Source organism: Legionella fallonii LLAP-10 (genome assembly GCF_000953135.1).
Taxonomy (GTDB): Bacteria; Pseudomonadota; Gammaproteobacteria; order Legionellales; family Legionellaceae; genus Legionella; species Legionella fallonii.
The window spans coordinates 3,442,187-3,462,742 of record NZ_LN614827.1 but is presented as its reverse complement, the minus strand read 5'-3'; the positions used below and the strand labels follow the sequence as shown (position 1 = coordinate 3,462,742).

The following is a 20,556-nucleotide window of genomic DNA, read 5'->3' as shown; positions in this document are numbered from 1 at the left end:
AATCTCATTGACCTATTGTTGAACTTGTAACGTCGTTTGTATTATTACTGCAGAACTCCCGCTTGCTCCTACAGCACGGGCGGTGATCCTATATAAATTATTAGTTTGCGTTCTACAGTTTTGTCCTGGTAGACAAACTGACGGTAATTTTTCAATAAAATAAGCTGCTTGTGATCCTGTGTTTCCCTGAAAACTATTAATGACTGCACTACTTGACCAATTAATAGTAGTCCATAAGGGAGGGGAGTTGGGATCAAATACATACAGACCATTACTGTTATTAAGAAAACTAGCTGCAGTATAGGTGCCATTATTTAAGTTATTAATTGCTTGATTCACTGCTCCTTCAGTTTTTTCAAAAGTAATTTCAGAATCCGTTGCATTAGATGCTACGCGTGTCTGGTTGGTATTGGAGGCGACCTGCGTTAAAGCAAGAACAGTGAGCATAATCATTAAAACAAGAGTGATCAATAATACATAGCCTTGTTGTTTGGTTGAGTTGGCCATGCTTTGACCGATATTTATTGAGGATGGTTGTTTCATGATAGGGCATTTCTCAAATTGATAGTAATTTCAAATACATGGCGAATTCGGTTGTCTGCTGGTACGGTTACTGTGGTATCTAATACCGTGAATTTTTGGGCACCAAGTGTTCCGGAACCTACTTGTCCCTCAATTAAAAAACCCATCCTTACTGCATAAACTTGCGCCCAGTCTGTAACTGAGCTTGCAGGGACATATTGAGTAATAATCCCATTGCTTCCTATGCCATATTCTACTTGCATGAACTCAACACCTGGCACTATAGGCTGGATATTCCAGGTATTACCAACTAAGATGGCGCGCATTAATGAGCTTTGCCCGCCTTGTCCTTGTCCTACAAAAAAAGCAGTTTGTTGTAATTGAATAAATTGTGAACCAGTAGAAAAATTTTCCGTTAAATCGCTACTGGCATTTGCTAAAATCCCTGTTCCAGAAGCATGAGAAATAGTGTTTCCTGACACACCAGTAATTTGAAAAATGACTGTCTTGCCACAGTCAGAAACGGCAGCAAATTGCCCACTGGTGATAGAAGTTCCAGCTGTCGTTTCTACTGTCAAAGAACTGCTGGTGGGATCTATGGTTGTGACCCCGGTAGGGTAGCTTCCCGGGGCTGAACCAAAAACAATAATAACGTCATTGCCCTTTTCTATGTTACCTACAAGCGTTGGTTCTAGAGAGGGGCTCCAATCACCGGCACTACTATCATTGGCTCGATTGTCCTGAGTTATTGTATATGATGTTCCTGAGCCGCTATACCCCATAAGCATTATGGGATTAGTGTTAATTGTTGCTATTGGGCTTGGTCCTCCTGCATTTAAATTAGAAATTGCTGAAATAACAGTACCACACCCCGTAAAACCAGTAGAGCGGATAACCGGAGTAACCAGGTTGACAATGGCATTTTCAGTACTTTGGATAACGTCTTGGGAGGTAGAGGTTTTATAGAGCTGGGATTGGACTAGATAAATTTTTAAAACCGCATAGGTGATAAGAAGGCTAATTAGGACAGCTACCATTAGTTCCACCATAGAAAAGCCTTGTTGTACTTTGAGCAATGCAGTTGAACCCCTTTTTATTAGGGTAACACGTGAATCATCAGATATTGTTTTTGGCCCTGTATCTTTTCGCATGGTTTTTGTTATAGTGACTGGTAAATAAGGTCTAATATTGTTCATAATTGGCTCTGAATACTGAGTTGAACAAAGTTGGCATTATTGCTTGAGACCGTACTACTTGCTCCCAAATTTGCTTGTGCCTGACTATCATCCCATTGGATGGTTACTGTGATTACTGTATTCCCTGTGGCGCCAGAAAGTGCTGAGGTAATAGAGCCACTGCCATTAGGTAGTTTAGCAACATCCTTAGTGAGCCAATACCAAGTATCATAAGTTGCCATTTGTGTTGGAGTACAAGCTGAAACATTGCATAAGGTCGATGGAGTAGACACTGTAGCGGGTAAACCATTACTCCCTATATTGCTGATGTTATAGCTACCATTAATGGCTGATTGATAATTAGCACGAATGCGGTCGAAAATATCATAGGCACACTGTACTGCCTGTTGTTTCGCATAACTGGAGTTATTGGCTTTATTGGAGTACATGAGCATACTTGCTAGACCAAGAAGCCCAATGGCCAATATGACCAAGGTAACTAATACCTCGAGTAAGGTCATTCCTTTTTGTCGTAAACTATTGGCTGTCATAGTTCATCTCCTAAGGACATGCTAGAGCACTATTATCCCAAACTGCTTGGCCGGGAGTGTTTCCCAATTGGACAAATCCTGTAGCTAACACTTCGACTGAAGTGGCAAAAGTTCCTCCTCGGTTGTCACATAGTTTAAAATTACTTTGAGTAGTGGCAATTCCATGTGCGTCGAAGGTTACACTGGTCACATTGCTGCTCAATGTTGGATCATTAGAAGAATATTGTTGGCTTTTGAGTAGTGTACTAGTTCCCGATGCAGGCTGTGTTATCACTATCCATCCGGAACTCCAGCTGCCGCCACAGCTAGTAGAGTTTAAGGAGCCTAGAGGACATACCACTACGCTTATTTCTTGATAAAGTGCTGTACTACGTGCATAGCTAAGTGCGTTGACTAATGAGTCAGTATTAGCGATCAATCTATTGTTTAGCATCATGCTTTTGAAAGAAGGGATGGCGAGTACTAAGAGCAAGCACAATACGCTTAAAGTAACCATCAGTTCAATAAGGGTAAATCCGGCGTTGACTTTGATTTTAAGTGGAGGTTGTTCTTTGTTGTTTGTAGGGAATGATAATAGGCGAATCACTATGCATTGAGACACAAGAGTATTGGTGTTTGTTACACCAATTTTCACTTTGTTTTTTAACATGATATTCAAAATAATATCCCTATAAAAGTTCCCTGAGTTTGAATAAAATCTCTTGATTTGTTAATTATAGAACAGTTTGTTCTTATTTTATTTGAAATAATCATAAACGAGGGGATTTCAATTGGCCTCCAGTTTTTCTTAACCATCATCGATTCTTGTCGGTCGGATAACCCAGACTGCCAGACGTTGTTGTATACAAAAAGAGCGTCATTTCAATTATTCATAGTGGTATTTTCCTGGGGAAAGTATCACTGGATTTGTCATATCTAGGTGATTTTTTAAATAAGAGTTTTGGCACGATGTTTTGTCGGACAATTTGTTGCCCGATGTTTCAAGATGATGCTCAAATTAGATTAAAATGCATTGGTGTTCTTTAGATTGTGAATGAAATTGAAAAGAGATGGTTGGCAAATTATTGGTTCGCTCAATCAGATCTGCAATACAAGGTTTTTGCGCTATTAGTTCCTCAATATTTTCTTTCATTGCTATCGCCACTTCTGGATCTTGAGAGTAGTGCTCTAAATTATCAGCCACTTCGTTTAATGTTATTTTCTTATCAAGAAGATGGTATGCAAGCCAGTTGACTTGTTTGAGATCTAATTGGGTATCACAAGCTATGAAGCAATATCCAGGATTTAGTTTCAGAATATAGAGGTAATGGTTATTTTTAGCATAAGTTCTGCAGATACCTATTTCAAGAGTACCACTTAGCTCAGAAATGTCCCTTTTCCATTGATTAGTATTGTTCTGAGCAAATAAACGACTGGGATTCATATTATGGGGGATATGCCAAGTGATTAACTCCCCATTAAAACAAGTAGCCAAAGCATGACAATACATTGGATCTCCTGAAAAATGATTCATCCTGAATATTTTTAATGTCAGTTCTAGATAAGCAAGTGCATCATTACTTCCTCAGCCTGAACGGTTCCAAAGTAGGTGATATTCTGATCTGAAACTGCCTTTAATTTAATCTGTTTTGTATTGAATTGCTACTAGGACTAACTAATCCCAATCGACAAAATTTTCAATGTTTGTATCCGTATTAGGCTTTTCTAAATTAGCGCTCTTTTTCTTAATCTCTTGTTTTGCTAATTGCAATGATGGGCACTGAGGACTCTTAAAGGTTTTTAACGCTTTTTCTAAAGTAACAAAGGTATATCCTTTTTCTTTATACAATTTAATGATGTCTGGCAAAACGTAAGCATTGAGTAAATTAGCATGAATCAATAAAATCTGTGCCTGATCAGTATTACGGTGCTCTTCGGCTTTTACAGTCTGTTGCCAGATAAAATCTAAATAAAATGGTTTTAACTCATCTAAATAAGCGCGTCTATTTATTTCTGGGACTGCGAAGAGACGTTGATTAAAAGCAAAATCTTTGCTGTCTATAGTGATAGGTGCCACTTGGTAGTTTTTGCTTGCTAAATAACAAAGAATTTTATTTTTCTTACTCCCTGTACCCATTGCTAGATAAGGATAGCGGAAATATTTTGGCTTAGTAAGAACGGGTTGCAAAATAGAGTCAGCTTCTTTAATTTCGTGAATACATTCATTGATGTCTAGTTTATTAAGATTGGCATGAGACAATGTATGATTGCCTAAGCCAAATCCTGCTTCACGAAATTTGCGTAGTGCCTCCCAATTATCATGACGTACTTCGCGGGCGATGATAAAACCTGTTGCAGGAACTTGCTGCTCTTTCATCGCTGTCACAATCATATTTAAATGAAAATTCCTATATTCTCCGACAAAGGGGAGGTCATCAATGGTAATGGCAATTGTTTTTTGTTGTGCCCAACCAATCATTGGCAAGGTTATGAAAAACGATAGGATTAATAAAATTTTTACAGTAACTAATTTGATTTTCATTAGGAATTCAGAAACATGAGTTTATTTAATAGGCGCATTGTAGCAAATATTAAGGGAAATGGCTTATCTGGAAAGGGAGAGAATGAAAAATATTATTTTAGTGTGTCTTAAGACCGTAGCTTTTATTTCCATAAACGCTACGGTAACTGATTTGATTTAACTAAATTCTACATTCAGTCGGAGGGGTTGTATCAGTCAGAGTGGATACTGGCTCCTTACTTTCTTCATCATGGGTCGGTTCATCATTGTTAAGAGATGCATCAAAATCATCTTCCGGTAAGGATGTGGACGCTGTTGGTGTCGGTTTTTTAGCAAACCAACCCAAAGTTGATATACAAGCAGCATAAATTGGGTTTGGCTTTACTGGCAGACTCGCTTCAATATCTTTGGTATGCTTATTTATGCAACGGTTAAGAGCGTGGCTGCGAGCATCTTTAATTAATGTGCTCATAAAATTTAGAGTAGCAACTAAATCAAATCCTGCTATTCCCGAAAACAGATGTTTGGCTCTGACACTTTCTTTAATTGTACTTTCCGCGGCATTAGGTTGAATGGTCATAAAGGCCATAAAGTTTCTCGCTGAGGTGATTAATGCTTCAGCATCTTCGCGAGACATTTCTTTAACGTTTAATATCTTGGTTAGTTCAGTATGTACTACGGGGCTATTCGCGATAATAGTGGGGGGAATAATTTCAGCATCAAATGGGGCTTTGCTGTATTCTTTCTGTCCAGTTTCTTCACGAACCATCAACATAAATCCAGCAAGGATCCCGGTTTTTTCCTTTTCGCTAATTGTTTCATTAGATGCGAGTTGTTTACTTACCTCCTTAAGTATATGCAGTTGCCTTTTTCTGTCTTCATCAGTGATCTCGCTAATATCTGATTTTTTCTTATCCCCTATTTCTTTTAAATTTAGTTCTTCAAGTGCACCTAACAACTCTTCGAATGATGCAAATTGACGAATGGCTGAGTCGGGAATATCTATAGGAGCATGGTAGTGAGCCGCATTAGCTTCAGTGGTTCCATCACCAAGATAACTTTTAGTTATATTGTGACGGGTTTCTTCTTCCAATACATAACTGATGTCAATGATTTCACCCAGTTTTTCCAGCGGAATTTTAGACATAGGATTCCCAGCAACATTGCTGAGTGCGAGGTTGTTTCTTGAGTCATTATCCTTAAAAAGAAGTTTTAAAAAGGCGTTTATGGAACTATAAAATGTAGCCAATTGATAGTTATCGGGGGTGTTCGTCTCACTAAGCCCTATGCCCTTATTCAGACGCTTTTCCAGCAAGCCTAAATTTTCTAGTCTGCCTAAATTCTTTCTCATATGCTCTTTGACAACATATAGAGCCCCGTAATAGATATCTATATAAGGCGTTAAATCTTCTGGTCGGTCTTCCCGTATTCGTTTTTCTAACTCGTTCATCACTCCCTTTAGAAATAAAAGTTCATTTCTTCTTCTTTCTTCGGGAATTTCAACTATTAATTCTTCTATGATAGGGTCTTTAGGCATCTCTTTGTTTTTTATTTTGTCATGCCATATGACTTTTACGGTATCGTCTAGGTCTTTCTTTAAAAAATCAAATTCCTTTAAAACTAACGTCATGTTATTTCTCCTAAGTCCTAAAAGTAGTGTAAGTCCAACTTACAGAATTCAGTGTAAACTAAACTAAACCTCTCGTCATGTATTTTCATTATACAATTTATATTTTTATTTAAACTGTGTTTAATCAATTGGTTACATAAAATATTTATCATTCCATGGACAAATTGAATAGAAATAAATTTGTATTCACAGTGTGAAAAGGTAAAATAGCGATTTGATTTTTATCGTTTATCATAGAGATACTTTATGTTCTCATCTAGCAGAAAAATTTGAGGTTCACGGTGGATATAAAAAGCGACCGCTTGGTTTATCAAAAATTCATTAATCATGCATTGTTTGTATTAATTTTTCTCCTTTTATGCCGAGTGATTGCCAGTTATTTTATTCCCCTAAATGACACTACTGAAGCGCGATATGGCGAGATAGCACGTAAAATGCTTGAAACAGGCAATTGGGTTAATTTATTGCATGATTATGGTATTCCATTTTGGGCTAAGCCACCTTTATCAACTTGGTTCTCCGCTGTATCCATGAATTTATTTGGTATTAGTGAATGGGCTGTCCGTCTACCCAGCTTATTATTATCCATAGGGATTTTGGGGTTGATTTGGGATTTAGCTAAAAAGCATAGTGGTCTTGAGGTGGCTCTTGTTTCCATTTTAGTTCTTTCCGGAATGCTATTCTTTTTTCTGGAAGCGGGCACAGTAATGACTGACCCCTCGTTAACCTTTTGTTGCACACTGGCCTTGGTTGCTTTTTGGCATGCTATGGTAACTAAGAGTAAGCTTTGGTCTTATGGATTTTTTATTGGCTTGGGGTTGGGATTATTAGCGAAAGGGCCATTAGTCCTAATTTTGGTAGGTACGCCTATTTTCTTTTGGGTCTTATTGCGTAAACAATGGCGTAATTTGTGGAATAATCTGCCTTGGATTAAAGGTACTTTACTTCTTTTTGCTATAGCACTCCCTTGGTATATCCTCGCTGAACTGCGCACCCCTGGGTTTCTAAATTATTTTATTGTTGGCGAGCATTTTAATCGTTTCTTAGTACCAGGATGGACTGGCGATAAATACGGTGCAGCTCATCATGCTCCTAAAGGGATAATCTGGATATTTGCCATAGCTGGAATATTTCCCTGGAATCTGGTTGTCGGTAAATGGCTTATCTCGCATGCAAAGAATCTGCCTGTATTATTTCGTGATGAAGATGGATGGCTAAGCTATTTGGTGCTCTGTGCTCTTACGCCATTAGTCTTTTTTACTTTTTCCAGTAATATTATTTACCCTTATGTTTTTCCCTCTTTACCTGCCTTTGCCTTGCTTTTTGCTGAAATTTGGAAGCGTTCAAATCAATTGCTCATTAATAGCCAATGGATAATTCGGTTTTCTGCAATTAATGGCGTTTTGTTTTTAATAGGTACCTTGCTCTTTATGCTCAAACCTGATTGGATAGCAAAAACTCAGAAACCCGTGATTAATGCATGGATTAAACAACATCCTACCCCTGGGTCCAATCTTGTCTATTGGGGAGATAGAACGGAGTTTTCGGCGCAATTTTATTCCGCAGGCAAAGTTAAATCAGCTCAATCCGTTGTTGGGCTTTGTAAATTATTATCCAATGGTGTAGATAATTATTTTGTTATTAACTCCCAAATTGCATCGCAAATTCCTCCAAAGTTATTTTCTCAATTTACTTTGGTTAAGACAATTAATTACAAGCAGGAGCGGATGCTTTTACTACATTGTCCGATATTAAATTGTTAATAAAGCCCACGAGACAAAAGCTTAAGTTAGCGCTATGTAACTTCTCTATTACCTGGGAACATATTTAGCAGCGGGACGTAGGCATTGAGCTTTCCCTTGGCTATTGAGACGTTACGACGCTAATACGTGTATATTTCATTACGGCAAGTTTGAACAGAGGGGTAATGATGGAGTTAATCAATTTATAAATGGTTTATCATTCCAACATGCGTTAAAGTAAACGTATTTTTTATTGAGACACCGTATTTATGGCAAAACTTTATTTTTACTATGCTGCGATGAATGCAGGAAAAAGCACGGTCTTATTGCAATCGAGTCATAACTACAGAGAACGTGGGATGCAAACCTTATTGTTTACTCCTTCTATAGATACCAGATATCAATACGGTACTATTCATTCTCGTATTGGCTTGTCGGAGCAAGCTGTTGCTTTTAAAGAAAAAGATGATTTATACGAACTCACCTCTAAATTGCAACAACAAGGGCAGCAATATGCTTGTATCCTCCTGGATGAGGCGCAATTTTTGACTCGCGAACAAGTTTATCAATTAACCGAAATTACTGATAATCTGTCTATTCCTGTTTTGGCTTATGGTTTGCGCACGGACTATAAAGGAGAGTTATTTGCAGGCAGTCAATTTTTACTGGCCTGGGCAGATGAATTAGTGGAATTAAAAACAATTTGTCATTGCGGGCGTAAAGCCATTATGAACATGAGAATTAATGCCGAAGGGGAAGTTGTGGTTGAAGGAGAACAAGTATTCATTGGCGGTAATGAATCTTATGTTGCTACTTGTCGCTTGCATTATAAGCGTCGTGACGCCGGTATTTGGGCTACAAACCAGCTATTGTTCAATAAAGATACCAATTCTATTTAAATTTTGATATAATCCGCCGCAACTTTTAGGCCTTAACTATAAGGAGTAACCGTGTCACATTCCGTTGCAGTAGAGTCGGGGGTTTGGGTACCTCGTGGGGATTTGATGGCATGGATTGTGTGTCTATCTGCAGGCCTTTTCTTTTTTTATGAATTTTTCCAGCTGAATATTTTTGATGTAATTAATCAACCTTTACGTGATGAGTTTCATCTTGATGCGGCACAACTAAGCTGGATGTCTAGTACTTATTTATGGGCTGATATCTTATTCCTGTTACCAGCAGGGATTATTCTCGATCGTTTTTCCACACGGCGCGTTATTCTGACGGCTATGTTGGTTTGTGTTATAGGTACTATGGGTTTTGCCCTTACTGATTCGTTTATTTTAGCTTCCTTTTTTCATTTTCTTTCCGGAATAGGTAATGCTTTTTGCTTCTTGTCTTGTGTGGTATTAGTTTCTCATTGGTTTCCCCCACGCCGACAGGCCCTTGTTATTGGCTCATTAGTGACTATGGCCTTTCTGGGCGGCATGATGGCTCATACCCCTTTTGCGTATCTCAATGAACTGTTAGGATGGCGTCATGCTCTATTAATTGATGGGGCTGTTGGTGTGGCTTTATTAGTATGGATAAGCTTTATTGTTCGCGACAAACCAGAACACTCTCCTGAACAAGTTCGTACGAATCAAGGCCAGATCATGTCTAGCTTTATAAAAGCATTAGCTAATCCGCAAAATTGGTTAGCTGGTCTTTATACGTCTTTTCTTAATTTACCCATCATGGTTTTATGTGCTTTATGGGGAGCCAGCTACTTACAAGTAGCTCATCATTTACCTGATATTGCTGCAAGTAATGTAATCAGCTTAATTTTTATGGGCAGTGTGATCGGCTGTCCTATCGTTGGATGGTTATCGGACACTCACGGACGTCGTAAGCCTCTGATGATCTTTGGTGCGGTTGCCACTTTAATTATCGTGATTCCCTTATTTTTGCATATAGTTTTATCGCAGATGATGCTTAGTATCATCTTTTTTGCATTAGGTTTTTTTACTAGCACTCAAGTGATTTCTTATCCTTTGGTAGCTGAAAGTAATGAGGAGCAAAACACTGGCGCTGCTACTGGAGTTTCCTCAGTAATTATTATGGGTGGTGGGGCAGTAGGCCAAGTGCTTTTTGGGTGGCTAATGACTCATCATGCAGGTATGGCAGGGGCGCAATACACTGTTGCTAATTTTCAATTTGCCATGTGGATGTTCCCTATTGCTGCTGTAGCAGCTTTGGTTGCCGTGTTAATGACCCGAGAAACGTACTGCAAAAGACAAAAGTGAGGAGTGGTAATGCAGCATATGGTGGATGAATATAGAGGCGCTGACGATATGAAGTCGTTCTTGTTACCTTGGTTGGTATGTTTTGCAGCAACAATGTTTTTCTTTTATGAATTTATTCAGGGAAATATGTTTGCTTCTATCGCAGCCAGTATTATGCAGGATTTTCAAATACAAGCTGATAAAATGGCTTATTTATCCAGTATTTATTATTTATCCAATGTAATTTTTTTGTTTGTTGCCGGCATGGTACTGGATCGCTATTCCATTAAAAATACTATATTGATTGCCATGTTTTTTTGTGTCATCAGTACTTTTATTTTGGCTTATTCCCACTCTTTTTACATGGCTTTATTTTGTCGTTTTATTACTGGTATAGGAAGCGCTTTTTGCTTTTTAGGGCCAGTACGATTAGCTTCCCATTGGTTTCCACCTAAGCGTATGGCTTTAGTCACAGGAGCCATTGTTACTGTAGCGATGACTGGTGGCATGGTTGCTCAATATCCCTTAACTAAATTGGTTGCCTACGTTGGTTGGCGCCAGGCCGTTTTAGATATTGGCGTACTTGGATTTGCTATGTTGGTGCTGATGTTTTTCTGGATAAAAGAAAGACCCCAGGTGGCTGTGAAGAAAGAAGGCAAGCCTATAGACATTCTAACGGCTGCTAAGAAGGCTTATTTGAATACCCAGTATTTACGGGCCGCCCTTTACACCAGTTTAATGAATATGGCTATCGCTGTATTTGGCGCTATGATGGGGACCCTATATCTTGAACAACGATTAAGTGTTAGTTCTGAGCAAGCTTCCGTAATCAATGGAATGATATTTTTTGGGGCAATTATTGGCTCTCCGTTAATCGGTTGGATATCTGATAAAGTAGGTTTAAGAGTATTACCTATGAAGGCAGGCATTATTGCTTCCATGCTGACTTTATTGGCTGTTCTCTATCTCCCTGTTTCTTATAATACTATGGCAGTATTATTTTTCTTATTAGGTTTCTTTACTTCAGCTCAAGTAATTAGTTATGCCTTAGTTGCTGAAAGTAGTTCTCCAGTGATGACTGCAACAGCAGTTAGTGTCATTTCCATTTTAACTCAAGGCGGTTTCTTAGTTTATCAAAATTTATTTAGTTCTTTATTAACTAACTATGGCGGAATGCATTTAATTAATGGAGTACCAGTGTATCAATTAGAAGCATATCAATATGCAGCAACTATTTTGCCTATAGGTTTGTTAATTGCTTTTTTGATGCTGTGGGGATTGAGGGAAACTCGTTGTCGTCAGGTTGAGTTTTAATTATGTCAGGACGCATTTGTATTTTATTAATGGATTCTTTTGGTATAGGCGCTAGTCTTGATGCTTCTCGTTATGGCGATGAAGGTGCAAATACTTTTGTTCATATTCATGAAGCCTGTAACCGAGGAGAGGGTGACATTAAGGGAGTACGCCAAGGCCCGCTTATTCTTCCTCATTTAGCTAAATTAGGTCTTTATCATGCCGCTATGGCTAGTTCAGGTCTACGGTTCGTTGATCTGTCTACCTTTCCTAAACCCATAGGGTATTATGGTTATGCTGTAGAACAAAGTTTAGGTAAAGATACGCCAAGTGGCCATTGGGAGCTCGCGGGTGTTCCAGTTACTTTTGAGTGGGGTTATTTTCCTGATAAACCGAATTGTTTTCCGCAAAAGCTAATTGATCAATTGATTAAAAAGGCGGGACTTTCCGGAGTGTTAGGAGAGAAGCATGCTTCAGGTACCACCATTTTGGATGAGCTAGGCGCAGAACATATTCGTACTGATAAGCCTATAGTGTATACCTCCGCCGACAGCGTGTTTCAAATTGCAGCTCATGAAGAGTCATTCGGCTTAGAGCGTTTATATGAAGTGTGTGAGATTGCTCGTGATTTGGTTGATGAATATAACATTGGACGAGTAATAGCACGTCCCTTTATTGGCAATCCAGGTTCTTTCAAAAGAACAGGAAATCGTAAAGATTATGCTACGCTACCTCCAGAAAAAACCTTGCTTGATTATATTAAAGATGCAGGTCAAGAAGTTATTGCCATAGGAAAAATTGCAGATATTTATGCGCACCAAGGCATTACACAAACAATCAAGGCAGATGGTAACAAGGCTTTATTTGATGCTACCTTGGCTGCTATGAAGACCGCTCCTCAAGGAAGTATAGTATTCACTAATTTTGTTGACTTTGATTCTTCTTATGGACACAGACGAGATGTTGCCGGTTATGCCCATGCGCTCGAAGAGTTTGATGCTCGCCTTCCTGAGTTAGATACTTTATTGCAACCTGATGATTTGGTTTTTATTGCTGCTGATCATGGTTGTGATCCAACTTTTCCTGGTTCAGATCATACTCGCGAGCATATTCCCGTTTTGGCTTATGGACAGAAGGTTAACGAGTGTTTTATAGGCCGCCGTGACAGTTTTGCTGATGTGGGACAAAGTATCGCAGAGCATTTAGGGCTGGCTCCATTATCTCATGGTCTTTCTTTCTTACAGACTCAATAGACCTTTTGAATTAAGGGCGGTTTGAGGAGTTTTATGTTGTTTCATTCATTAGACTTCTTTCTAACGCTACTGCAGCGGGAAATTGTTTGGTCGATACGGACTCGAATCCTCATGTGACCTTCGTGTACACTGCGGTTCGTGTCTCCTCACACTTCCTTCGTAGCTGCGAGTTTGGAAAGAAGTCTAGTGCTCACTTTTTGGCAAGACATTGCAAAAGAAGCTTAATATTTATTTAGTTCTCCTATTGAATTTTTCTTTATAACCCCCACTTATAGTTTTTTAGCATGATTTGAGGATTGAACTTTGAAACAATTTCGTGGAACAACAATATTATCCGTCAGACGCGGTAATCAAGTCGTGATAGGCGGTGATGGTCAGGTAACTCTCGGCAATACGGTAATGAAGGGTAATGCTCGTAAGGTAAGACGACTTTATAAAGATAAAGTGATTGCCGGATTTGCTGGTGGGACGGCAGATGCTTTTACTCTTTTTGAGCGTTTTGAAAGCAAATTAGAAATGCATCAGGGACATTTAGTGAGAGCAGCGGTTGAGCTGGCTAAAGATTGGCGTACTGACAGGATATTGCGTCGTCTCGAAGCAGTTCTAGCGGTAGCAGACAGTAAGTCTTCCTTAATTATTACTGGTAATGGAGATGTTATTGAGCCAGAAGAAAGCTTGATTGCTATTGGTTCAGGGGGACCATTCGCTCAGGCTGCTGCAAGAGCTCTTATGGAAAATACAAAATTATCAGCAAAAGATATAGTGCAAAAGGCATTAACTATTGCCGGTGATATCTGCATTTATACGAATAACAATTTAACCATAGAAGAATTGAATAATGACAGCATATAACAGTATGGTGATGACACCTCGAGAAATAGTTCAAGAGTTAGATAGACACATTATTGGTCAAGATGATGCTAAAAGAGCAGTAGCTATTGCATTACGAAATCGTTGGCGTCGAATGAAAATTCAAGATCCTGTTTTACGTAATGAAATAATGCCTAAAAACATATTGATGATAGGCCCAACTGGTGTTGGTAAAACGGAGATTGCACGACGCTTAGCTAAATTAGCTCATGCACCTTTTATTAAGGTAGAGGCAACCAAATTTACTGAAGTAGGTTATGTAGGGCGAGATGTTGATTCTATTATTCGTGATTTAGCGGATATTGCTATAAAGCAAGAACGTGAAGCTGCGATGAAAAAAGTAGCTCATTTGGCTGAAGATGCTGCTGAAGAACGTATTCTTGATGTATTACTTCCTCCAGCTCGAGGATCATTAGTTCCTGCAGAAAAAGACAGTACTGCAAGACAGGTATTTCGTAAGCAATTACGCGAAGGTACATTGAATGATAACGAAATAGAAATTGATTTGGCTGCAGCTCCTGTAGGCATAGAAATTATGGCACCTCCAGGAATGGAAGAAATGACCAGTCAATTACAATCTATGTTTCAACAAGTGGGCACACATAGAACGAAAACGCGTAAAATGACTATTGCTAAGGCAATGAAAATATTACGTGAAGAAGAAGCGGCAAAATTAATTAATGAAGAAGATATTAAAGCTAGGGCAATAGAAAGTGTTGAGCAAAATGGTATCGTCTTTATTGATGAATTGGACAAAGTAGCGAAGCGCTCTGAAAATAGTGGCGGTGGTGATGTATCACGTGAAGGAGTACAAAGAGATTTATTGCCTTTAGTAGAAGGAACAACAGTCACTACTAAATATGGAATGGTGAGATCAGATCACATTCTCTTCATCGCTTCAGGCGCCTTTCATGTGGCCAAGCCTTCTGATCTGATTGCCGAATTGCAAGGCCGCTTACCAATACGTGTGGAATTGTCTGCATTATCGGTAGAGGATTTTGTACGTATTCTTACAGAGCCTACGGCATCATTGACCTTACAATATACTGCATTAATGGAAACAGAAGGCTTGAAACTAACCTTTGATGATACTGGTATTAGACGTATTGCTGAAGTTGCATGGCAAGTAAATGAGCGCATGGAAAATATAGGAGCTCGACGTTTATATACAGTGATGGAACGTTTGCTAGAGGTCGTGTCTTTTGAGGCAACTGATAAATCTGGTGAAACGGTTCATATAGATAGACAGTACGTTGACAAGAATCTCAATCAGCTAATTGCCGATGAGGATTTGGCTCGTTATATTCTTTAAACGTTATTGTTTATTAGAGGTAGGTTGGTTCCTTGCTCCAGCCTACTTCTAACCATCAAGCACTTTTCTTAAATAAATCTTCCAAAGTTATATTTAATGATTTCTTTAATTCTTCATCGTGATTTTTAAACATGGTTCTCCATTGTTCCGCGATGGATGATTTGGAATATTGCAGCTCTAAATGAGTTGGCAGACGATAAGGCAATGATTGCGTTAAAGCATAAAGGGTAACTTGGCTGAGATCACGACTTAACATATAATGCCCATCTGCAGTTGCATGAACTAATTCGTGATTAATCAGTACATTAAGCATTTCATCTACATCGACAGCAAAAGGTTGACTACTAGCATCTACTAATTGATTGTGGGTTAGTCCTTTACCATTTTTTTGAGCTATCCATAATTCGTGTAACCAGAGTAATGTATGAGAAAAACCATCTAGGGATGTACCACTTCTTCTTTGGTGGTGAACGGAAAAAGCATAGCTGATTTCTGCTCCCAGAAGAGTGATAATCCATACCCAATAAACCCAGATAAAAAATAAGGGGACTGCTGCAAAAGCACCATAGAGTAATTCATAAGCATTAAAGCGACTTAAAAAATAAGCAAATCCTTCTTTTGCTGTTTCAAACAATATTGCAGCGATTAATCCTCCTCCGAATGCATGACAAATTTTGACCGGGCAATTGGGAACTATTACGTATAAAAAAGTGAATCCTATTAAAGAAAGAATAAAGGGGGAACAATGCAATAAAAAAGAGGGGGCTGGATGATCGACAAGCAACGGTATAGAAAACAAATAAGAACTAGCTACTAGACTCAATCCTAATAAGATAGGTGCGAAAGATAAGATGGCCCAATATAACAAAAACGCAGCTGAACCATGTCTGGAGAAGGCCACTCGCCATATTTTATTCATGGCTCTTTCTATAGTAAACATGACTAATAGAGCAGTACAAATTAAAAATATTATGCCGAAAATCGAAAGTTTGGTGACCTGAGAAGCAAATTGCTGTAAATAGGCCTGGACTATTTTACCTGTTGAGGGCACAAAATTATCAAAAATAAAATTTTGCACTGGATCGGCGAGACCATGAAATACAGGGAATGAAGAAAAGACAGTAAAACCCACTGACATTAATGGGACTACTGCAAGCAAGCTTGCAAAGGCTAAAGCAGAAGCAATATAGGCGCATTCATCTTGAATAAAATGTTGGATGACGAAGCGAGCAAAGCGATCACTTGCATAAAATTGATTTATTAAGCGATCTTTCCAATTCATAACGTATTACCTTAATATTAAACCTCTCGCATACTAGTCATGAAAAGGTTTGCTGGGTGTAATTAAAAAATTGTACTTTTTCCTGCTCTATTAGATTATTGTACAATTTTATCATGAATGCCATTGAGTTATTTAAAATCCTTTCTTGTTACTATATCCTCTGCTTCTCATTATTTATAAAAATTGGAGCTGATTGATGTCTGATCCTTATATTTTAGTTTTATATTATTCTCGCACAGGCTCAACCGCACAATTGGCGCAATATATCGCTCGCGGTATAGAAAGTAACTCTGGAATAGAGGCTAGGATAAGGACTGTTCCTCCCGTCTCGACTACTTGCGAAGCAGTAGATAAGCCTGTCCCTGATAAAGGTGCACCCTATGCTACTTTGGAGGATTTGCGTCATTGTCATGGATTAGCATTGGGTAGCCCCACCCGTTTTGGTAATATGGCTGCTCCCTTAAAATATTTCTTAGATGGTACTTCTTCTTTATGGTTGTCTGGTGAGCTAGTAGATAAACCGGCTTGTGTCTTTTCTTCCTCAGCAAGTATGCATGGTGGTCAGGAAAGTACGTTGATTAGTATGATGCTACCATTAATACACCAGGGAATGCTTATAGTAGGACTTCCTTATACTCAGCCTGCTTTAAATAATACTCAATCAGGCGGCACTCCTTACGGAGTGACTCATGTCTCCGGTGTAGCCAATGATCAGCCAATAAGTCAGGATGAAATAAGTCTTGCGAAATACTTAGGTGAGCGTTTGGGGCGGATAGCACTGAGTTTAAATAAAAAATAGCAATAATCCTTCACCAAATTTTAAAATGGTGGGAATAGCTATCAATAACACAAGAGGTTAAGAGGATAATGAAAATTATTAGTTTTAATGCCAATGGTATACGTGCCTCCGCCCGTAATGGTTTTTTTGAGTGGCTAGCAGAGCAAGATGCTGATTTTGTTTGTATTCAGGAAACTAAAGCTCAAACAGAACAATTGGTGCCAGAAGAGGTTTATTATCCTCGTGACTACTATTGTGAATACTTTGATGCTGAGAAAAAAGGCTATAGCGGGGTAGCTATTTATGCACGTCATAAACCAGAGCGTGTAGTGAAAGGTATGGGGTTTGATTCTTGTGATAAAGAAGGGCGCTATCTGCAGTTTGATTATCCCAAATTAAGTGTTATCTCTCTTTATTTGCCGTCAGGTACTAGTGGCGATGAGAGACAAGGGGTGAAATACAATTTCCTGGAACAATTTGCTAAGCATCTCATGAATTTAAAAAATGAAGGCCGTGAACTGATTATTTGCGGTGATTATAATATTGCACATAAAAAAGTGGATTTAAAAAATTGGCGGGGAAATCAGAAAAACTCAGGATTCTTACCAGAGGAGCGAGCCTGGATGGATGAGTTATTTGGTCCTATGGGATTTGTTGATGCATTCAGAGTGCATAATCAAGAGGAAGAGCAATATACTTGGTGGTCCTACAGAAGTCGTGCTTGGGAAAAAAATGTTGGATGGAGAATTGACTATCAGGTCGTTACCCCGGGTCTAACTGAATATGTTGTTGACAGTCGAATTTTTCGCGAAGCACGTTTATCAGATCACGCCCCACTGTTGATCGAATATAAGGGGGATTGGTGTGTTTAAATTAGCCAGTTGGAATGTTAATTCATTAAAGGTAAGACTGGAACAGGTATTGCAATGGTTGGAAACTTCTCAAATAGACGTTCTAGCAATGCAAGAAACTAAATTAACCGATGAAAATTTTCCAGTCACTGCTTTTACAGATAGAGGCTATCATGTGGTTTTTTCTGGACAAAAAACTTATAATGGGGTGGCGGTTATAAGCCGTTATCCAATAACCGATGTCATCACTGATATTCCTGGATTAGACGATCCCCAGCGACGCATTTTGGCAGCAACTATTGCCGATATAAGATTAATTAATTTATATGTTCCTAACGGTGCAGAGCTTACCTCAGACAAATATCAATATAAGTTAAATTGGTTAGAAAAGGTAACTGCTTTTGTGCAGCAACAACTAACCGTATATCCCAAATTGGCCGTAGTTGGTGATTTTAATATAGCTCCGGAGGATAGAGATGTACATGATCCTGCAGAATGGGTTGGTTCAGTACTCGTTAGCGAGCCTGAACGACTGGCATTTACCACTCTTTTAAGTTTAGGATTACACGACAGTTTTAGAAACTTTGAACAGGAAGAAAGTTTATTTAGTTGGTGGGATTATAGGGCTGCAGGTTTCAGGAGAAATCGCGGTTTGCGTATCGATCATGTTTTATTAAATGACGCTCTGAATTTATTATGCTTGCAATCGAAGATAGATAAAGAGCCTCGTAAAGTGGAAAGGCCGTCAGATCATGCTCCAGTATGGGTTGAACTTGCACTCTAAAGCGTGATGTACTATGGTACAATTGAATTTTCTTGGCGATGAGCTAAAATTAAACAGTGAATTCATTTACTCTGGCAGAAAAAATTGATTTGCAGAAATTTTTCTGTTATTGTTTTGTGTCATTTGTATAGAGTATGGTGCTTGGCAATTGGTTCAGGTGGCGATACTCATTGAAAAGAGAGTGGTATTATGAAAGAAGCTATTCATCCTGATTATAAAACAGTTAAAGTTACATGTAGCTGTGGTAATGTCTTTGAAACTCGTTCAACTTTATGTAAAGATTTAAATATTGAAGTATGTTCATCATGTCATCCATTTTATACTGGTAAACAAAAACTAGTAGATACTGGTGGACGTGTTCAGAAATTCCGCGATCGTTATAACATGCGTTCTGCTCAAGCTTCTGCAAAAGAATAATAAAAGCTGGGTATAAGATTCATATTGTATTAAAAAAGGCACATAATTTTTGTGCCTTTTTTCTGGGTAAGCTAAAAATCATAGTGTGGCTTAGGTTTATTTTATTTGGTGGTCTAAAGAGAGAGAGTGAGCACTTTGGATAATGATGTATTAAAGCAGCGTGCGTTGGACTATCATGAGTTTCCTGTTCCAGGAAAACTTTGTCTTACTGTTACAAAACCAATGGATTCTCAAGAAGATTTATCTTTAGCTTATACACCAGGCGTGGCTGCGCCTGTTCTGGCTATAGCTGAAAAACCTGAAGATGCGTACCGATATACGAATAAAGGTAATTTAGTTGCTGTGATAACTAATGGTACAGCAGTTCTTGGTTTAGGGAATGTTGGTCCATTAGCTGGTAAACCAGTAATGGAAGGTAAAGCAGTTTTGTTCAAACGTTTTGCTAATTTAGATGTTTTTGATATTGAAGTTGATGCTGATGACCCGCAAGCATTTATTGCTACGACAAAGCGGATTTCGCCTACGTTTGGTGGTATTAATCTAGAAGATCTTAAGGCCCCTGAATGTTTTGAAATTGAACAAGCATTGATTGAACAGTTAAATATTCCTGTATTTCATGACGATCAACATGGCACTGCAATAGTTGTTGCAGCAGGTTTGTTGAATGCTCTTGAATTACAACAGAAAAAATTATCTGAAGCAAAAATCGTGTGCATAGGCGCCGGTGCTGCAGGTATTGCTTCCATGCGATTATTGGTCGCTCTGGGGGCTGATAAAAAAAATATGTTGCTTCTTGATACTAAAGGCGTCATTCATTCTGGCCGGGCAGATTTAAATCCGTATAAATTTGCTTTTGCTCGGACAACTGATTGTCGGACTTTGGCTGACGCATTAGTTGGTGCTGATGTATTTATCGGTGTTGCTAAACCTGATTTATTAGATGGGCATTTATTAAACTTAATGGCTTCAAAGCCTATTATTTTTGCTTTGTCTAATCCTGATCCTGAAATTAGACCCGAACTTGCTCACCAAATACGTGATGATCTAGTCATCGCAACAGGACGTAGTGACTACCCAAATCAAGTAAATAATGTATTATGTTTCCCTTATATATTTCGTGGTGCGTTAGATGTTCGAGCAACATGTATTAATCAAGCGATGCAAATTGCAGCTGTTGAAGCAATTCGTCAACTGGTGCATGAGCCTGTTCCTCAGGTAGTGAAGGATAATTACCCAGGAGTTGCTAATTGGGAGTTTGGTCCTGACTATATTATTCCAAAGCCAATAGATCCTCGTTTAAGAGAAAGAGTTCCAACTGCCGTGGCTCAAGCTGCTATCGCGAGTGGTGTGAGTCAAGTTAAGAATTTAAAATAAAAAAAGAGGGCAAAAAAC

The 20,556-nt window shown here is 38.7% G+C and carries 20 protein-coding genes; 12 read left to right on the top strand and 8 right to left on the bottom strand.

All coding sequences use genetic code 11. From position 1 onward, the window contains the following. Positions 1–12: 12 nt before the first annotated feature. From LFA_RS14485 to LFA_RS14455, 7 genes are all read right to left on the bottom strand, one after another. Positions 13–543 (bottom strand): pilus assembly PilX family protein, encoded by a 531-nt coding sequence (locus tag LFA_RS14485; protein ID WP_045096812.1) that lies wholly within the window; start codon positions 541–543, stop codon positions 13–15. After that, a complete protein-coding gene (locus LFA_RS14480; RefSeq protein ID WP_269447718.1) occupies positions 540–1,718 on the bottom strand; it encodes a PilW family protein in 1,179 nt (392 codons plus the stop codon). Before LFA_RS14480 ends, LFA_RS14485 begins: the two co-directional genes overlap by 4 nt. Then, the gene (pilV, locus tag LFA_RS14475; RefSeq protein WP_045096811.1) at positions 1,715–2,248 is read right to left on the bottom strand and encodes a type IV pilus modification protein PilV; all 534 of its coding nucleotides are present in this window, start codon (positions 2,246–2,248) and stop codon (positions 1,715–1,717) included. The genes LFA_RS14480 and pilV overlap by 4 nt, the downstream gene beginning before the upstream one ends. Before the next feature lie 10 nt (positions 2,249–2,258). Continuing rightward, positions 2,259–2,897: a GspH/FimT family pseudopilin gene (locus LFA_RS14470; RefSeq protein WP_084602200.1), complete on the bottom strand. Its 639-nt coding sequence runs from the start codon at positions 2,895–2,897 to the stop codon at positions 2,259–2,261. Positions 2,898–3,245: 348 nt separating this feature from the next. Then, positions 3,246–3,761 carry an SNARE domain-containing protein gene (locus tag LFA_RS14465; RefSeq protein WP_157010380.1) on the bottom strand — a complete coding sequence of 172 codons (516 nt, stop codon included), beginning with the start codon at positions 3,759–3,761 and terminating at the stop codon, positions 3,246–3,248. Between the two features lie 141 nt (positions 3,762–3,902). Further along, on the bottom strand, positions 3,903–4,769 hold the full coding sequence (locus LFA_RS14460; RefSeq protein WP_045096809.1) for a polysaccharide deacetylase family protein: 867 nt from the start codon (positions 4,767–4,769) through the stop codon (positions 3,903–3,905). Positions 4,770–4,929: 160 nt separating this feature from the next. Then, the gene (locus tag LFA_RS14455) at positions 4,930–6,378 is read right to left on the bottom strand and encodes a hypothetical protein (RefSeq protein WP_045096808.1); all 1,449 of its coding nucleotides are present in this window, start codon (positions 6,376–6,378) and stop codon (positions 4,930–4,932) included. A gap of 281 nt (positions 6,379–6,659) precedes the next feature. Between LFA_RS14455 and LFA_RS14450 the strand changes: the two genes are divergently transcribed. The 7 genes from LFA_RS14450 (at position 6,660) to hslU (ending at position 15,052) form a co-directional block, all read left to right on the top strand. Further along, positions 6,660–8,141: an ArnT family glycosyltransferase gene (locus LFA_RS14450; protein ID WP_045096807.1), complete on the top strand. Its 1,482-nt coding sequence runs from the start codon at positions 6,660–6,662 to the stop codon at positions 8,139–8,141. A gap of 248 nt (positions 8,142–8,389) precedes the next feature. Further along, complete coding sequence (locus LFA_RS14445) at positions 8,390–9,019, top strand: thymidine kinase (RefSeq protein ID WP_045096806.1); 630 nt, start codon at positions 8,390–8,392, stop codon at positions 9,017–9,019. Between the two features lie 51 nt (positions 9,020–9,070). Then, positions 9,071–10,345: an MFS transporter gene (locus LFA_RS14440; RefSeq protein ID WP_045096805.1), complete on the top strand. Its 1,275-nt coding sequence runs from the start codon at positions 9,071–9,073 to the stop codon at positions 10,343–10,345. A 9-nt stretch (positions 10,346–10,354) separates the two neighbouring features. Continuing rightward, a complete protein-coding gene (locus LFA_RS14435) occupies positions 10,355–11,638 on the top strand; it encodes an MFS transporter (RefSeq protein ID WP_084602199.1) in 1,284 nt (427 codons plus the stop codon). Positions 11,639–11,640: 2 nt separating this feature from the next. After that, positions 11,641–12,870 carry a phosphopentomutase gene (locus LFA_RS14430; RefSeq protein WP_045096804.1) on the top strand — a complete coding sequence of 410 codons (1,230 nt, stop codon included), beginning with the start codon at positions 11,641–11,643 and terminating at the stop codon, positions 12,868–12,870. 303 nt (positions 12,871–13,173) lie between these two features. Continuing rightward, a complete protein-coding gene (gene hslV / locus LFA_RS14425; protein WP_045096803.1) occupies positions 13,174–13,722 on the top strand; it encodes an ATP-dependent protease subunit HslV in 549 nt (182 codons plus the stop codon). 4 nt (positions 13,723–13,726) lie between these two features. Then, on the top strand, positions 13,727–15,052 hold the full coding sequence (gene hslU / locus LFA_RS14420; protein ID WP_172653500.1) for an ATP-dependent protease ATPase subunit HslU: 1,326 nt from the start codon (positions 13,727–13,729) through the stop codon (positions 15,050–15,052). 55 nt (positions 15,053–15,107) lie between these two features. On the opposite strand, the gene LFA_RS14415 is transcribed toward hslU, so the two are convergent. Further along, positions 15,108–16,334 carry a YihY family inner membrane protein gene (locus LFA_RS14415; RefSeq protein ID WP_045096802.1) on the bottom strand — a complete coding sequence of 409 codons (1,227 nt, stop codon included), beginning with the start codon at positions 16,332–16,334 and terminating at the stop codon, positions 15,108–15,110. A gap of 196 nt (positions 16,335–16,530) precedes the next feature. On the opposite strand from LFA_RS14415, the gene wrbA reads away from it, so the two are divergent. The 5 genes from wrbA (at position 16,531) to LFA_RS14390 (ending at position 20,538) form a co-directional block, all read left to right on the top strand. Next, entirely contained in the window at positions 16,531–17,133 is a 603-nt protein-coding gene (gene wrbA / locus LFA_RS14410; RefSeq protein ID WP_045096801.1) for an NAD(P)H:quinone oxidoreductase, read from the top strand. Positions 17,134–17,201: 68 nt separating this feature from the next. Continuing rightward, entirely contained in the window at positions 17,202–17,984 is a 783-nt protein-coding gene (locus LFA_RS14405) for an exodeoxyribonuclease III (RefSeq protein WP_045096800.1), read from the top strand. After that, a complete protein-coding gene (xth, locus tag LFA_RS14400) occupies positions 17,977–18,747 on the top strand; it encodes an exodeoxyribonuclease III (RefSeq protein ID WP_045096799.1) in 771 nt (256 codons plus the stop codon). Before LFA_RS14405 ends, xth begins: the two co-directional genes overlap by 8 nt. A 189-nt stretch (positions 18,748–18,936) precedes the next feature. Further along, on the top strand, positions 18,937–19,164 hold the full coding sequence (gene rpmE, locus LFA_RS14395) for a 50S ribosomal protein L31 (RefSeq protein WP_045096798.1): 228 nt from the start codon (positions 18,937–18,939) through the stop codon (positions 19,162–19,164). Between the two features lie 135 nt (positions 19,165–19,299). Then, positions 19,300–20,538 carry a malic enzyme-like NAD(P)-binding protein gene (locus tag LFA_RS14390; protein ID WP_045097641.1) on the top strand — a complete coding sequence of 413 codons (1,239 nt, stop codon included), beginning with the start codon at positions 19,300–19,302 and terminating at the stop codon, positions 20,536–20,538. The last annotated feature ends 18 nt before the right edge of the window (positions 20,539–20,556 follow it).

Excerpts from the sequence above, each read along its gene's own strand:
- LFA_RS14485 (WP_045096812.1), bottom strand. The coding sequence starts at position 543 with ATGAAACAACCATCCTCAATAAATATCGGTCAAAGCATGGCCAACTCA.
- LFA_RS14480 (WP_269447718.1), bottom strand. The coding sequence starts at position 1,718 with ATGAACAATATTAGACCTTATTTACCAGTCACTATAACAAAAACCATG.
- pilV (WP_045096811.1), bottom strand. The coding sequence starts at position 2,248 with ATGACAGCCAATAGTTTACGACAAAAAGGAATGACCTTACTCGAGGTA.
- LFA_RS14470 (WP_084602200.1), bottom strand. The coding sequence starts at position 2,897 with ATGTTAAAAAACAAAGTGAAAATTGGTGTAACAAACACCAATACTCTT.
- LFA_RS14465 (WP_157010380.1), bottom strand. The coding sequence starts at position 3,761 with ATGAATCATTTTTCAGGAGATCCAATGTATTGTCATGCTTTGGCTACT.
- LFA_RS14460 (WP_045096809.1), bottom strand. The coding sequence starts at position 4,769 with ATGAAAATCAAATTAGTTACTGTAAAAATTTTATTAATCCTATCGTTT.
- LFA_RS14455 (WP_045096808.1), bottom strand. The coding sequence starts at position 6,378 with ATGACGTTAGTTTTAAAGGAATTTGATTTTTTAAAGAAAGACCTAGAC.
- LFA_RS14445 (WP_045096806.1), top strand. The coding sequence starts at position 8,390 with ATGGCAAAACTTTATTTTTACTATGCTGCGATGAATGCAGGAAAAAGC.
- LFA_RS14435 (WP_084602199.1), top strand. The coding sequence starts at position 10,355 with ATGCAGCATATGGTGGATGAATATAGAGGCGCTGACGATATGAAGTCG.
- LFA_RS14430 (WP_045096804.1), top strand. The coding sequence starts at position 11,641 with ATGTCAGGACGCATTTGTATTTTATTAATGGATTCTTTTGGTATAGGC.
- hslU (WP_172653500.1), top strand. The coding sequence starts at position 13,727 with ATGGTGATGACACCTCGAGAAATAGTTCAAGAGTTAGATAGACACATT.
- LFA_RS14415 (WP_045096802.1), bottom strand. The coding sequence starts at position 16,334 with ATGAATTGGAAAGATCGCTTAATAAATCAATTTTATGCAAGTGATCGC.
- wrbA (WP_045096801.1), top strand. The coding sequence starts at position 16,531 with ATGTCTGATCCTTATATTTTAGTTTTATATTATTCTCGCACAGGCTCA.
- LFA_RS14405 (WP_045096800.1), top strand. The coding sequence starts at position 17,202 with ATGAAAATTATTAGTTTTAATGCCAATGGTATACGTGCCTCCGCCCGT.
- rpmE (WP_045096798.1), top strand. The coding sequence starts at position 18,937 with ATGAAAGAAGCTATTCATCCTGATTATAAAACAGTTAAAGTTACATGT.